The sequence below is a fragment of the Bradyrhizobium sp. SOJA106 genome (genome assembly GCF_059448745.1).
This window is the reverse complement of sequence record NZ_CM182549.1, coordinates 709,131-721,903: the sequence shown is the minus strand read 5'-3', so window position 1 is coordinate 721,903 and position 12,773 is coordinate 709,131. Positions and strand designations below refer to the sequence as shown.

Sequence of the window (12,773 nt, the reverse complement as noted above, 5' to 3'; positions counted from 1 at the left end):
AGACGCCGCTCTTCAAATCCGGTCGCGCGCCCCGGCGGCCAGGTGTGTTCGATCCTTACGCCGCGCGGATCGCGTCCAGGAATTTTCCGACCTCGACCTTGAGACGGCCGCTCTCGCCGGACAGCGATCTGGCCGCCGTGAGCACGTTGGAGGAGGCCGATCCGGTCTGGCTCGCGCCGCGCTGCACGTCGACGATGCTGGCGGAGACCTGCTGGGTGCCGCGTGCGGCCTGCTGCACATTGCGGGAAATCTCCCGCGTGGCCGCGCCCTGCTCCTCGACAGCCGAGGCGATCGCGGACGCGATCTCGGACATGCGGGTGATGGTGTCGCCGATCGCCTTGATGGCGCCGACGGAGTCTTCCGTCGCCGTCTGGATTTCCGTGATCTGCTGGCTGATCTCGCCGGTGGCCTTGGCGGTCTGCTCCGCCAGCGCCTTGACCTCGGAGGCGACGACGGCGAAGCCGCGCCCGGCTTCGCCCGCGCGCGCCGCCTCGATGGTGGCGTTGAGCGCCAGAAGATTGGTCTGGCCCGCGATCTGGCTGATGAGCTCGACGACGTCGCCGATCCGGCCCGCGGCCCTGGCGAGCTCGCCGACATGGCCGTTGGTGCGCTCCGCCTGCTGCACCGCCTCGCCGGCGATGCGCGCGGAGTCCTGGACCTGACGGCTGATCTCGTCGACCGAGGAGGCCATTTCCTCGGCCGCCGCGGCAACCGTCTGCACGTTGGTGGAGGCCTGCTCCGAGGCGGCGGCAACGGTCGCGGTGACCTTTTCCGATTGATCGGCCGAGCTGGTCAGCGTTCCAGCGGAGACCTCCAGCTCCGACGATGCCGACGAAACGGTATTGATGACGTCACCGATCATGGCCTCGAACTCGCGCGCGAGCTGGTCCATGCGCTGGCTGCGCTTGAGCCTGGCCTCGGCCTCGACCGCGGCAGCCTCGTCGGCGGCCTTCTTGGCGAGCAGCGAATCCTTGAAATGCTGAAGCGAGCCGGCCACCTGGCCAATCTCGTCGTTGCGGCCGGTCGCGGGGATCTCGACCTCGTGCCGTCCGGCGGCGAGCGTTCCGATCACGTCCGCGAGCCGGCCGAGCGGCGTCACCACGCGGCTGCGCAGCATCATGGTCACGCCCGCGAGCGTCCCGAGCAGCGCCAGCACGGCGACGGCGGCGAGCGCGAGCATCGCCAGCGCGCCATCGCGCGCGGCCGCGGCGCGCTCGGCCGCTTCCGCCAGCGCGGCGTCGCGCACGCCGTAGAACATCTGGATGGCCGGCACGATGACGCTCGCGAGTTCGTCGGCGCTGATGCCATACTTGCCGTCCGCTCGCGCGGCAGGCATCTCCTTCTCGACCGCAAGCGCGGCCTTGCCGAAATAGGACTCGGTTGCCGCCTTCAATGCGGCGGCGATCCGGGGCGGGCTTCCGAGCTGGTCGACGCTGGCCTCGATGTGTTCGCGATCGGTCTCCACCCGGCCCTGCATGCGGTCCATCAGCGAGAACTCGGCTGTCGTGAGCGGCCGCCGCGCGCTCAGCGCCGGCGACAACGTGGCGGCGCGGCTGCCGGCGGAGACGCGCAGATCTTGCGCCGTGCGTGCCAGGCTCAACAGCGCCGCAAGCGAGGAGTCGGTATTGACGACCTTCCCCTCCAGCCGGTTCATGATCGGCTCGATATTGGCGATGACCTCGGCGACGCCGGGCAGGAAGCCCTTGATCACGGCGCCGTCGCGCGCAGCGAGAGGAACGCTCATCGCGCGATCAGCCGTCGTGGTGATCTCCTTCAGCCGGCGCAGGGTGCGGTCGAGACTGTCAGCCATCGATGCACCGTCATCCAGCACCATGACGGCCCGCCTTGCGCCTTCGAACGAAGCCTCGGCGGCCTTGGCGGCCTTCGCGGCACCCTCGATTTGGGCCTGCGTCGCGGCGCCTTCCTGGAAGATCGGGGAGATGTAGGGGGCGCGAAGACCGGCGACCTGCTGGCTGACCATCAGCGTCGCACCAAAGGCCTCGACCGTCTTGATCGCGTCGGAGCGGTTCGTGAAGATGCGGGTCTGGGGTACGAGCACCTCGGCGCCGAGAATGACTGCAAAAACCGTCACCGTCAGCATCGACAGTGCGAAAAGCTTCCCGATCCGCATCCTTGGGTCCCCGAATACATTCCTGCAAATGTCGACAACCTAGCTGCCCGCGGCTAAGAGCCCGTTAAGCAACGGCATGCCCGTAGTTCCGCGGATGTCGTGTCGTCGCGGGCGCGCACCGCCAAAAGGTTCCTGCAGGGTGGATGCGACAGAATTGCCGGCATCTCATCGCAAAATACCTATATCAATGCTTGTGCCGCCGGCCGGCCACACTTGCTTACAACCGGAACGTCAATGCTCTCCGTCGAACTCGTGATCGTCGTCGTCCTGATCGTCATCAACGGCCTCTTGTCCATGTCGGAGCTGGCTGTGGTGTCGTCCCGCCCGGCCCGGCTGTCGCTGCTCGCGGCCAAGGGCGTGCGCGGCGCCGAGCGGGCGCTGACGCTGGCGGCCGATCCCGGAAAATTCCTCTCGACGGTGCAGATCGGCATCACGCTGGTCGGCGTGCTCTCGGGCGCGTTCTCCGGCGCCACGCTCGGGCAGCGGCTGACGCAATGGCTGCTCGAGCTTGGCCTGTCCGCCGGGATTGCCGACATCATCGGCGTCGGCATCGTCGTCACGCTGATCACCTACGCCACGCTGATCGTCGGCGAGCTGGTGCCGAAGCAGGTGGCGCTGCGCGACCCCGAAAGCATCGCGGTCAGGGTCGCGCCGGCGATGCACCTGCTGGCGAAGATTTCGCTGCCGCTGGTGTTCCTGCTCGACGTCTCCGGCAAGCTGATCCTCACGCTGCTCGGCCGCGGCGGCAAGGCCGAGGAGAAGGTCTCGGAGGACGAGATCCACCACCTCGTCAGCGAGGCCGAAAGCGCCGGCGTGCTCGAGCCGGGCGAGAAGGAGATGATCGCCGGCGTGATGCGGCTCGGCGACCGCCCGGTCGGCGCCGTCATGACCCCGCGCACCGAGGTCGACGAGATCGATCTGAACGACCCGCCGGAAGAAATTCGCGAGATCATCGTCAAGAGCCCGCATTCGCGCTTTCCGGTCTCGGACGGCGACCGCGACAAGCCGATCGGCGTGCTCCAGGCCAAGGATCTGCTGATCGCGCATATGAACGAGCGCTCGCCGGATTTGCGCGCGCTGGTGCGCGAGGCGCCCGGCATTCCGGCCTCGGCCGACGCGCGCGACGTGCTGACGATCCTGAAGGCCGCGCCGGTTCATGTCGGCCTCGTCTACGACGAATACGGCGCGTTCGAAGGCATGGTGACCGCCGCCGATATCCTGGAATCGATCGTCGGCGCCTTCCATTCGGAGGAGGGGCCGCCGGAGCCGGCCTATGTCAGGCGCGAGGACGACTCGCTTCTGATCTCCGGCTGGATGCCGGTGGACGAGTTCGGCGAGCTGCTCGGCATCGAGCTGCCGCCGCACCGCTACAACACGGTGGCAGGCCTCGTGCTGCAACAGTTCAGCGTGCTGCCCAATGTCGGCGACGCCTTCGACTTCGGCGGCTGGCACATCGAGGTGGTCGATCTCGACGGCCGGCGCATCGACAAGATATTGGCGAGCCGGTTGAGTGAGGTGGAGACGGGGTGAGGCTGACCCTCCGCTGTCCGCGGGGCTTGAGGCTGGAGCTCGCGTCAAACGCGGAGCTTCACCCGAACTTCACGCCGATCCGCTTTTCCTTGCGCCACACCACGGTGCAGGGATGATGCGTGCCATTGGCGGTGACGAACAGGGTGAAATGTTCGGGGATGCCGACCGGGCTGGTGACGTCGAGCGCGGCGCCGGTGTCGGAGAAATTGCGAACGGTGCAATCGATCGCGCCGCCGCCGAACTCGATCGTTCCGGCATTCAACACCCGATGTCGGGCCTTGTCGCGTCGCTCGTACATGGGAACAATCTAGACCCAAAGTTGAACCGGAGGTTAAGCCCATCCTCCGCTCGCAACCATTTTCCAGTGCGCCGCCGCCGGCTTCTCACAGCGCCGGCTGGAACGTCTCCGCCTGCGCCATGCGCCAGGCGTCGCGGAAGCGCGGATCTTCCGTGCCTTCGAGCAGCTCGCACGGGCGCAGCGCCGGATAGAGCTGGGCGAAGGATTTCACGTCGGTGGTCGAGGTGCGCTGGGTGAAGTGGATCGGGCGCAGCTCCTGCGGATGGGTGAGGCCCGCGGCGGCAATCAGCTCGGTCAGCGAGTGTAGCGTCGCGAGGTGATAATTGTGCACGCGGTCGATCTTGAGCGGCACGTAGAGAGCGCGCGCCCGGGTCGGATCCTGGGTCGCGACCCCGGTTGGGCAGCGGTCGGTGTGGCAGCTCAGCGACTGGATGCAGCCGAGCGAGAACATGAAGCCGCGCGCCGAATTGCACCAGTCGGCGCCGATCGCCATCGCACGCGCCATGTCGAAGGCGGTGGCGATCTTGCCGGAGGCGCCGATCTTGATGCGGTCGCGCGCATTGATGCCGACCAGCGCGTTGTGGACGAAATTGACGCCCTCGCGCATCGGCATGCCCAGATGGTCCATGAACTCCAGCGGTGCGGCGCCGGTACCGCCTTCATTGCCGTCGACGACGATGAAATCCGGATAGATGCCGGTCTGAAGCATCGCCTTGCAGATCGCCAGGAATTCCCAGGAATGGCCGATGCACAGCTTGAAGCCGGCCGGCTTGCCGCCGGAGAGGCGGCGCATCTCGGCGATGAACTGCAACATGCCGACGGGCGTCGAGAAGGCGCGGTGCGAGGCCGGCGAGATGCAGTCCTCGCCCATGGCGACGCCACGGATCTTGGAAATCTCTTCCGACACCTTTGCCGCCGGCAGCACGCCGCCATGGCCGGGCTTGGCGCCCTGGCTGATCTTGAGCTCGACCATCTTGATCTGGTCCTCGCATGCAACGCGCGCGAAGGCTTCCGGATCGAACGTGCCGTCGAGGTGACGGCAGCCGAAATAGCCAGAGCCGATCTCCCAGATGATGTCGCCGCCCATCTCGCGGTGATAGGGGCTGACGCCGCCTTCGCCGGTGTCATGCGCGAAGTTGCCCTTCCTGGCGCCCGCGTTCAAGGCGCGCACGGCATTCGGGCTGAGCGCGCCAAAGCTCATCGCCGAGATGTTGAACACCGAGGCCGAGTAAGGCTTGGGGCAATCGGGACCGCCGATGGTGACGCGGAATTTCTCCTCGGCATGCGTCTTCGGCGCCACCGAGTGGTGCATCCATTCGTAGCCCTCGCGGTAGACGTCCTCCTGGGTGCCGAACGGCCGCTTGTCGAGCTGCATCTTGGCGCGCTGATAGACCACCGCGCGGGTGTCGCGCGAGAACGGCATGCCGTCCTTCTCGCTCTCGAAGAAATACTGCCGCATCTCCGGGCGGATCTCTTCGAGCAGGAAGCGGATATGCGCCGAGATCGGATAGTTGCGCAGCACCGCGTGGCTCTTCTGCATGAGATCGCGGACGCCGAGCAGCGTCAGGGCGCCGAAGATCGCGATCGGGATCAGCAGGATGTCGAAGATCTTGCGGTCGGCGATGCCGATGCCGACCAGAAGCGCAGTGACCACCGCGCAGGTCGTCAGCACGATGAAGCGCGGCGAGAACGGCAGCAGGAGGGTCTCCAGCATTCCCTCTTCCCCCAGTGGCAGACGTTTGGGCGATTCTTGGTTGGTGTTGTCGTCGGCCACGATCCCTCCTCTGGTCAGCATGAGGGCGGTACGATACGCCCGCGCCTGTCATACGGATATGACGCGGCCATTGTTTCAGGCTAGCGAATTCGGCCGAGCAAGATCAACCAGCCCGGCGGGCGGGTTTTGCAGTGCAGCAGAGAAGCGGGACGACCGGGCTAATGGCCTGGACCAGCTCCCTTTGGAGCGCAGACGCGTTCCCACAAGTTCAGCTGTCGTCCCGAGCAAGCGTCAGCGCAGACGCGGGACTCGCGCGGCGATCCCGGATCGGCGCTCCGCGCTGGACAACGCTACGCGTTGCCAAGAGCTGCGCTTGTCCGGGACGACGAGTTGGGCGCCAGGATCGCGCCATCCTTTCAGCGGCGCCTACCGCTCGACGAACGCCTTCTCGATCACGAAATGGCCGGGCTTGTTGCCCGAGCCCTCGATGAAGTCGCGGCTTTCTAACATCACCTTCAGCTCTTCCAGCATCGCCGGGCTGCCGCACATCATGATGCGATCGGTCGCGATGTCGAGCGGCGATTGCCCGATGTCGTTAAAGAGCTGCTCGGAGTTGATGAGGTCGGTGATGCGGCCGCGGTTGCGGAAGGGCTCGCGAGTCACGGTCGGATAATAGACCAGCTTGTCGGCGAGCAGCTCGCCGAACAGCTCGTCCTCGCGCAGGGACGCGACGAGCTTCTCGCCATAGGCGAGCTCGGAGACCTGGCGGCAGCCATGCACCAGCACGATGCTCTCGTACTGGTCATAGACGTCGGGGTCCTTGATCAGGCTTGCGAACGGCGCAAGGCCGGTGCCGGTCGAGAGCAGCAGCAGCCGCTTGCCGGGAATGAGATTGTCGGTGATCAGCGTGCCCGTCGCCTTGCGGCCGACCAGGATGGTGTCGCCTTCCTTGATCTTCTGGAGGCGCGAGGTCAGCGGACCGTCCTGCACCTTGATCGAGAAGAACTCGAGCTCTTCTTCGTGGTTCGCGCTCGCCATGCTGTAGGCCCGCAGCAGCGGGCGGCCGTCGACCTCGAGGCCGATCATGGCGAATTGGCCGTTCTGGAAGCGGAAGCCGGTGTCGCGCGTGGCGCGGAAGCTGAACAGCGTGTCGGTCCAGTGCTGGACGGAAAGAACCTTCTCTCGGTAAAACGCGCTCATGATTTTCGATATTCCGAATAATTGCGGTTTTAGGGCAAAAGCATTGCCGGCCCTGAAAACGGGGCGGACACCATTGCCATGGCGGAGGATTTCGCGTGTGTGATCTACGCCATTGAGGCCAATAATCAACCTCGTTCCGAATGCAATTGATGCCGATCAAACCGGCATTTGGCGCAGAATTGGCTGCATCATTAACGGTTTTGCTGCCGGGCCTCGTTTAAGGGCAATTTCTTTTCCCGAGGGCGATCGATGGCAGCACTTAATTTCCATCGCGCTCGCGAGAATTTCATTAAGAATAGCTCTGATTTTCACCCCGGAATGGCGCCGATTCCCGGATTTTTGCGGCTTTTGGCGACACGATACGGTCGAGACAGATGGCGAGCGGCGAGCGGATCTTCGTCCAGGCGATCAGGCGCTATTGCGCGGACCACGGCATCGCGGTCGATGTCCGCGCCGGCGGCTGGCTGATCGCGATGCACCTCGACGATCAGCGCCGCTTCGCCTTCGGCTACGATATCGGCCTCAACAGCGCCGTCGCCCATCGTCTCGCCAACGACAAATCCGCTACCGCCGATGCGCTTGCGCTTGCGGGCGTTCCCTGCATTCCGCATCACCTCTTCCTCAATCCGAAGCTGGGCAAGAATGTCGTCGGCGCCACCTGGCGAGAGCAGATGCTTGAGCTGCTTGGCGACCATCCGCAAGGCGTGGTGGTGAAGCCGAACGAGGGGACGTCGGGACGATCGGTGTTCAAGGTGACGACCGAGGCGGAACTCGACCACGCCGCCAGCGAGGTCTTTGCGATGAGCACAGGGCTCGTGATCTCGCCCTATGTCGCGATCGAGGATGAGGTCCGTGTCGTGCTACTTGGTGATGCGCCCCGCATCGTCTACAGCAAGCAGCGCGGCGCGGATTGGCGACACAATCTCGATGCCGGCGCAAAGCCGGTGCTGCTGGAGGACGGCGAGATTCGAACGGCCTGCGCGAAGCTCGCAATCGATGCCGCGAGCGCCATCGGCATCACCTTCGCCTCGATCGACGTGGTGCGCGTCGATGGGGCCTGGCGGGTGCTCGAGATCAACTCCGGCGTGATGATGGAGGCGCTGGGCAAGCTTCATCCGGAACTGGTGCAGGCGACCTATGACGCGGCGCTGGACCGGGTGTTTAAGGATGCTTCCGCGAGCACCAAACCATCACCGTCATCCTGAGGCGGCTGCTTCTTCAGCGGCCCTCGAAGGGCCACGGCCCGGGCTGTCGCTGCATCCCGGCCGCTCATCCTTCGAGGCTCGCCCAGCGTGCTCTGCACCGCCAGGCTCGCACCTCAGGATGACGGGATAGCGAGCTAATTATTCGCGCTGGCGGAATCGTCCATGGCCTTGAAGGCTTCTTCCAGCTGCAGCGAGATCGGTACGTTCAGCCGCTCGCCGGTGGGAAGCCTTGCCGTGAACCATTTATTATAGAGCGGGACGAGGTCGCGGTTGGAGCCGAGCTTGCGGAAGGCGCGTTCGACCACGGCGGAGAGCTGCGGCTCGCCCTTACGGAACATGATGCCGTAGGGATCGTAGGACAGGTAATCGCCGGTGACGCGGAACTTGTCCTGCGCCTTGTGGCGCGCGATCAGGCCGGAGAGCAGGATGTCGTCGGTGGCGAACGCAGCGGCCTTGCCGTCGACGAGCATCTGATAGGACTGCTCGTGATCGGCGCCGGTGACGATGTTCAGCCCGAGCGAAAACTTCTTGTCGGCCGCCTGGATCGCCTGCTCGTTGGTGGTGCCCTTCGTCACCACGATGGTCTTGCCCTTGAGGTCGGCCAGCTGCCGCACACCGGACGCCTTCGGCACCATCAGCTTGGTGCCGGCGACGAAGATCAACGGCGAGAACGCGACGCGCCTGGCGCGCTCGGCGTTGGCCGTGGTCGAGCCGCATTCCAGATCGACCTTGTTCTGGAGCACCGCGTCGATGCGGTCGTCCGAGGTGACCTTGACGTAGTCGATCTTCAGATTGGGATCGTCGACCTCGATGCCGATCTCCTCCACGATGGCCTCGCACAATTCGAGACTGTAGCCGATCGGCCGGCCCGACTGGTCGAGGAAGGAGAACGGCGGCGAGCTCTCGCGATAGCCGAGCCGCACGGTGTGACTGTTCTTGATCGCCGACAGCGTCGGGCTAAGCCCTTCGCTGCCGGTCTGCGCGGCGGCGCCGGTTGTCAGCAGACACGCTGCCAGCAACAGGCCGCCCGATATCGCCAATGAGCGGCGCATGATGTACCTCCGTCAATGGCCGGCCATCGCGGGCAATTCGCCGGGCACCATACCCGGCGTCGCCACCTCGCCCGGTCCGAGCTCGTGCTCGGGCCCGAGCTCGCCTTCCCACTTCGCGACCACGGCGGTGGCGAGCGAGTTGCCGATCACGTTGGTCGCGCTGCGGCCCATGTCGAGGAAGGTGTCGATGCCCATGATCATCAAGAGGCCGGCCTCGGGGATGCCGAACTGCGACAGCGTCGAGGCGATCACCACGAGCGAGGCGCGCGGCACGCCGGCGACGCCCTTGGAGGTGATCATCAGGGTCGCGAGCATCGCGAGCTGCGTCGCGAGCGACATCTCGATGTGATAGGTCTGCGCGATGAAGATGCTGGCGAAGGTGCAGTACATCATCGTGCCGTCGAGGTTGAAGGAGTAGCCGAGCGGCAGCACGAAGCTCGAGATCCGCGACGAGGCGCCGAACTTGGTGAGGCCCTCCAGCGTCTTCGGATAGGCCGCCTCCGAGCTCGCGGTGGAGAAGGCGATCATCAGCGGCTCGCGGATCAGCCTCAACAGATGGCTGTAGCGCGGCCCGATCACGACGAAGCCGACGACCACCAGGATGGCCCACAGGATCGCGAGCGCGAGATAGAAGCCGCCCATGAAGACGACGAGCTTCCACAGCACGCCGAGACCGTTCTTGGCGACGGTAGCGGTGATGGCGGCCCACACCGCGAGCGGCGCGAACAGCATCACATAGCTCGTCACCTTGAGCATGATGTGGGCGACGTCGTCGATCATCGCCAGGATCGGCTTGGAGCGCTCCGGCATCGAGCCCATCGCCACCGAGAAGAACACGGCGAAGATCACGATTTGGAGGATCTCGTTCTGCGCCATCGCATCCGCGATCGAGGTCGGGATCAGATGGGTCAGGAATTTCTCGATCGAGAAGGCCGAGACCGGCAGTCCGGTCGATTGCCCCGCCGCGGGAAGCGTGCCTGGGAAGTTCGCGCCGGGCTGGAGCAGATTGACCATGACGAGGCCGAGCAGCAGCGAGACGAAGGAGGCGGTGACGAACCAGCCCATGGTCTTGGCGAAGATGCGTCCGAGCCGCGAGCCGCTGCCCATATGCGCGATGCCGCCGACCAGGGTCGCGAACACCAGCGGCGCGATGATCATCTTGATCAGGCGCAGGAACATCATGGCGATCAGGTTGATGGAGGACGCCCACTCGGCGCGCGTATCGGGCAGGAAGTTGAAGATCGCCGCCCCCATGACGATGCCCAGCACCATCGCGGCCAGAATGTATTGCGTAAACCTGTTCGACATTGAAAGACCCCACTACATCGGCCGCTTCATGATGTCGCAGATATCACGGCGACGCAACACGCTTTGCGTGCACCTGCTCGGGGCGAGATGTTCCCATTGCACGAAAAGGGCGCGCGATCTAGCCTTCATGCAGCGCACAACGAATGTGGCTTGCACGTTTTCTTTGCGGCGGCTGCATCAATAATCGTCAAACAAATGAAGAGGGAAACGCCATGAGCGGCAGCATCAATCGCCAGATCCTTCTGGTGGAAAAGCCCAGCGGCAAGCTCGGCCCCGAACATTTTCGCATGATCGATGGTGCGATGCCGGAGCCGAAGGACGGCGAGGCTTTGCTGCGCGTGCGATACATCTCGCTCGACGCCGCCAACCGCGCCTGGATGCACGGCGCGACCTATCGTTCGGCCGTGGAGGCCAACAGCGTGATGGCCGGCGGCGGTATCGCCGAGGTCGTCAGCTCGAAGGCCGAGGGACTCGCGGCAGGCGACATCGTGTTCGGCGACACCGGCTGGCAGGAATATGCCGCGGTGGCGGCAAAGCATCTGACAAAGATGCCGAAGCTGGAGCCGATGACGCATCTGCTCAGCGTGTTCGGCATCGCCGGCCTCACCGCCTATTTCGGCTTGCTGGAGGTTGGCAAGCCCAACGAGGGCGAGACCGTCGTGGTCTCCGCGGCTGCAGGCTCGGTCGGCTCGATCGTCGGGCAGATCGCCAAGATCAAAGGGTGCCGTGTGGTCGGCATCGCCGGCGGTGCCGACAAGTGCAACTGGCTGACCTCCGAGCTCGGCTTGGATGCGGCGGTCGACTACAAGGATGGCGCGGTGTTCAAGGCCTTGCGCGCGGCGGCGCCGAAAGGGATCGACGTCTATTTCGACAATGTCGGCGGCGACATTCTGGAAGCATGCCTGCCGCAGATGAACAATTACGGCCGCATCGCCTGCTGCGGTGCGATCTCGCAATATGACGGCGCGCCCTCAGCGCACGGCCCGCGCGGCGTGCCCGGCCTGATCGTGGTGAAACGGCTGGTGATGCAGGGCTTCATCGTGATGGACTACATGAAGGACAGCCAGCGCGCGCTCGCCGACCTCCAGGCCTGGGTGAAATCCGGCAGACTGAAGGTGCAGGAAGACATCATCGAGGGCCTCGAGAACACGCCGAAGGCGCTGATCGGATTGCTGGCCGGCGAGAACCGCGGCAAGCGCATGGTCAAGCTCTGACGACGCAGTAAGGTCGCAATTGCACAGCTAGTATTGACTTGCGGTAGAGGTCGAAGCGGCCAATGATGCCGCTTGCGACGCATTACGCGCGACGATTGTTTGCATCACTTTTAATAAAGCGTCGGCATTACCGACAGGGCAGGAATTCACCCCAATGTTCAACACGTTGAAACATGCTTCAACGCGCACCGCGTTGCTCGCGGCGACGCTCTTCGCAACTGCAATAGGCGCATTCGCGCAAGCCCCGACCGAGGCGCAGAAGAGCGCCATCCGCTCCGCATGCCGCTCGGACTTCATGGCGCACTGCGCGAGCGTGACGCCGGGCGGCGTGGAAGCCTATCAATGTCTGGCAAAGAACATGTCCAATCTGTCGGCGGGTTGCCAAACCGCGGTCCGCGCGGTCGAGCCCGCTGCGGCTCCCAAGACCGAAGCTGCTCCCGCAAAGTCTGAACCGGCCAAATCCGGACCAGCCAAATCCGAACCAGCCAAAACGGAAGCTGCGCCGGCCGCCGAACCTGCGGCCAAGCCGGCAGCGGCAGCCGCTCCGAAGGCCGCGGCCGCAAAGCAACCGAGCAGCACACAGGTCGCTGCGGTCAAGAGCGCGTGCCGGGCGGATTATCCCAAGGTCTGCGCCAGCGTGCCGCCCGGCGGCGCCCCCGCGCTCGAATGCCTGGAGAAGAACAAGGCCAAGGTTTCGCCGGCCTGCGAGAAGGCCGTAACCGCCGCAGCTGGTGGCGGCGGCGTGGCAGCCGCAGCGCCAGCGGCCGGTGCTGCACCGGCTGCGGCGCCGGCCGTGATCGCGTTACGCCCGCTGCGGCCGCGCGAAGAGCTGTTCATCGTCCGCTCCGCCTGCGGCGCCGACATCCGCTCGCTCTGTGCCGGCGTCGCGCCCGGCGGCGGCCGCATCATCCAGTGTATCTCCAACCAAGCCGCGTCGCTGTCGCCCGCGTGCAAGGACGTGCTCGCACCGTTCGCGGCGCGTTAGCCAACGCACACTTCACGCGCCACTGCGCGGCGTCTATCGCGCGGGCTGCGCCGGCCCCAATGCTGCCGTCGCGGTCCGCAAGCCGGTTCCGGTGGCTCGCTGCACCCGGGTGCTGGTGGACGGGGTCGACGTGAAG

General features: G+C 65.2%; 10 protein-coding genes. 4 read left to right on the top strand and 6 right to left on the bottom strand.

The features are described 5' to 3' along the window. Positions 1-55: 55 nt before the first annotated feature. Positions 56-2,131 (bottom strand): methyl-accepting chemotaxis protein, encoded by a 2,076-nt coding sequence (locus AC5V87_RS03415; protein WP_495370012.1) that lies wholly within the window; start codon positions 2,129-2,131, stop codon positions 56-58. A 234-nt stretch (positions 2,132-2,365) separates the two neighbouring features. On the opposite strand from AC5V87_RS03415, the gene AC5V87_RS03410 reads away from it, so the two are divergent. Continuing rightward, positions 2,366-3,661, top strand: a complete 1,296-nt coding sequence (locus AC5V87_RS03410; RefSeq protein ID WP_495370011.1) for a hemolysin family protein — start codon at positions 2,366-2,368, stop codon at positions 3,659-3,661. Positions 3,662-3,719: 58 nt separating this feature from the next. Here the strand turns inward: AC5V87_RS03410 and AC5V87_RS03405 are convergent, their stop codons facing one another. The 3 genes from AC5V87_RS03405 to AC5V87_RS03395 all read right to left on the bottom strand — a co-directional run bounded on the left by AC5V87_RS03405 (position 3,720) and on the right by AC5V87_RS03395 (position 6,873). Further along, positions 3,720-3,959 (bottom strand): PilZ domain-containing protein, encoded by a 240-nt coding sequence (locus AC5V87_RS03405; RefSeq protein ID WP_495370010.1) that lies wholly within the window; start codon positions 3,957-3,959, stop codon positions 3,720-3,722. A gap of 85 nt (positions 3,960-4,044) precedes the next feature. Then, entirely contained in the window at positions 4,045-5,673 is a 1,629-nt protein-coding gene (locus tag AC5V87_RS03400; RefSeq protein WP_495370009.1) for an FMN-binding glutamate synthase family protein, read from the bottom strand. Positions 5,674-6,099: 426 nt separating this feature from the next. Continuing rightward, a complete protein-coding gene (locus AC5V87_RS03395; protein WP_456841359.1) occupies positions 6,100-6,873 on the bottom strand; it encodes a ferredoxin--NADP reductase in 774 nt (257 codons plus the stop codon). A gap of 374 nt (positions 6,874-7,247) precedes the next feature. Here AC5V87_RS03395 and AC5V87_RS03390 point away from each other — a divergent pair, with 374 nt between their 5' ends. Continuing rightward, the gene (locus tag AC5V87_RS03390) at positions 7,248-8,078 is read left to right on the top strand and encodes an ATP-grasp domain-containing protein (protein WP_456841360.1); all 831 of its coding nucleotides are present in this window, start codon (positions 7,248-7,250) and stop codon (positions 8,076-8,078) included. A 134-nt stretch (positions 8,079-8,212) separates the two neighbouring features. On the opposite strand, the gene AC5V87_RS03385 is transcribed toward AC5V87_RS03390, so the two are convergent. Beyond that, complete coding sequence (locus AC5V87_RS03385; RefSeq protein ID WP_495370008.1) at positions 8,213-9,130, bottom strand: amino acid ABC transporter substrate-binding protein; 918 nt, start codon at positions 9,128-9,130, stop codon at positions 8,213-8,215. A gap of 12 nt (positions 9,131-9,142) precedes the next feature. Next, positions 9,143-10,438: a dicarboxylate/amino acid:cation symporter gene (locus AC5V87_RS03380; protein ID WP_495370007.1), complete on the bottom strand. Its 1,296-nt coding sequence runs from the start codon at positions 10,436-10,438 to the stop codon at positions 9,143-9,145. Positions 10,439-10,650: 212 nt separating this feature from the next. Here AC5V87_RS03380 and AC5V87_RS03375 point away from each other — a divergent pair, with 212 nt between their 5' ends. Together AC5V87_RS03375 and AC5V87_RS03370 are read left to right on the top strand one after the other, a co-directional pair. Continuing rightward, a complete protein-coding gene (locus AC5V87_RS03375) occupies positions 10,651-11,652 on the top strand; it encodes an NADP-dependent oxidoreductase (RefSeq protein WP_456841363.1) in 1,002 nt (333 codons plus the stop codon). A 154-nt stretch (positions 11,653-11,806) separates the two neighbouring features. Beyond that, positions 11,807-12,637 carry a cysteine rich repeat-containing protein gene (locus AC5V87_RS03370; RefSeq protein ID WP_495370005.1) on the top strand — a complete coding sequence of 277 codons (831 nt, stop codon included), beginning with the start codon at positions 11,807-11,809 and terminating at the stop codon, positions 12,635-12,637. The last annotated feature ends 136 nt before the right edge of the window (positions 12,638-12,773 follow it).

Bases quoted from the DNA above. Each gene is read 5' to 3' on its own strand.
- AC5V87_RS03415 (WP_495370012.1), bottom strand. From the start codon at position 2,131: ATGCGGATCGGGAAGCTTTTCGCACTGTCGATGCTGACGGTGACGGTT.
- AC5V87_RS03410 (WP_495370011.1), top strand. From the start codon at position 2,366: ATGCTCTCCGTCGAACTCGTGATCGTCGTCGTCCTGATCGTCATCAAC.
- AC5V87_RS03405 (WP_495370010.1), bottom strand. From the start codon at position 3,959: ATGTACGAGCGACGCGACAAGGCCCGACATCGGGTGTTGAATGCCGGA.
- AC5V87_RS03400 (WP_495370009.1), bottom strand. From the start codon at position 5,673: ATGCTGGAGACCCTCCTGCTGCCGTTCTCGCCGCGCTTCATCGTGCTG.
- AC5V87_RS03395 (WP_456841359.1), bottom strand. From the start codon at position 6,873: ATGAGCGCGTTTTACCGAGAGAAGGTTCTTTCCGTCCAGCACTGGACC.
- AC5V87_RS03390 (WP_456841360.1), top strand. From the start codon at position 7,248: ATGGCGAGCGGCGAGCGGATCTTCGTCCAGGCGATCAGGCGCTATTGC.
- AC5V87_RS03385 (WP_495370008.1), bottom strand. From the start codon at position 9,130: ATGCGCCGCTCATTGGCGATATCGGGCGGCCTGTTGCTGGCAGCGTGT.
- AC5V87_RS03380 (WP_495370007.1), bottom strand. From the start codon at position 10,438: ATGTCGAACAGGTTTACGCAATACATTCTGGCCGCGATGGTGCTGGGC.
- AC5V87_RS03375 (WP_456841363.1), top strand. From the start codon at position 10,651: ATGAGCGGCAGCATCAATCGCCAGATCCTTCTGGTGGAAAAGCCCAGC.
- AC5V87_RS03370 (WP_495370005.1), top strand. From the start codon at position 11,807: ATGTTCAACACGTTGAAACATGCTTCAACGCGCACCGCGTTGCTCGCG.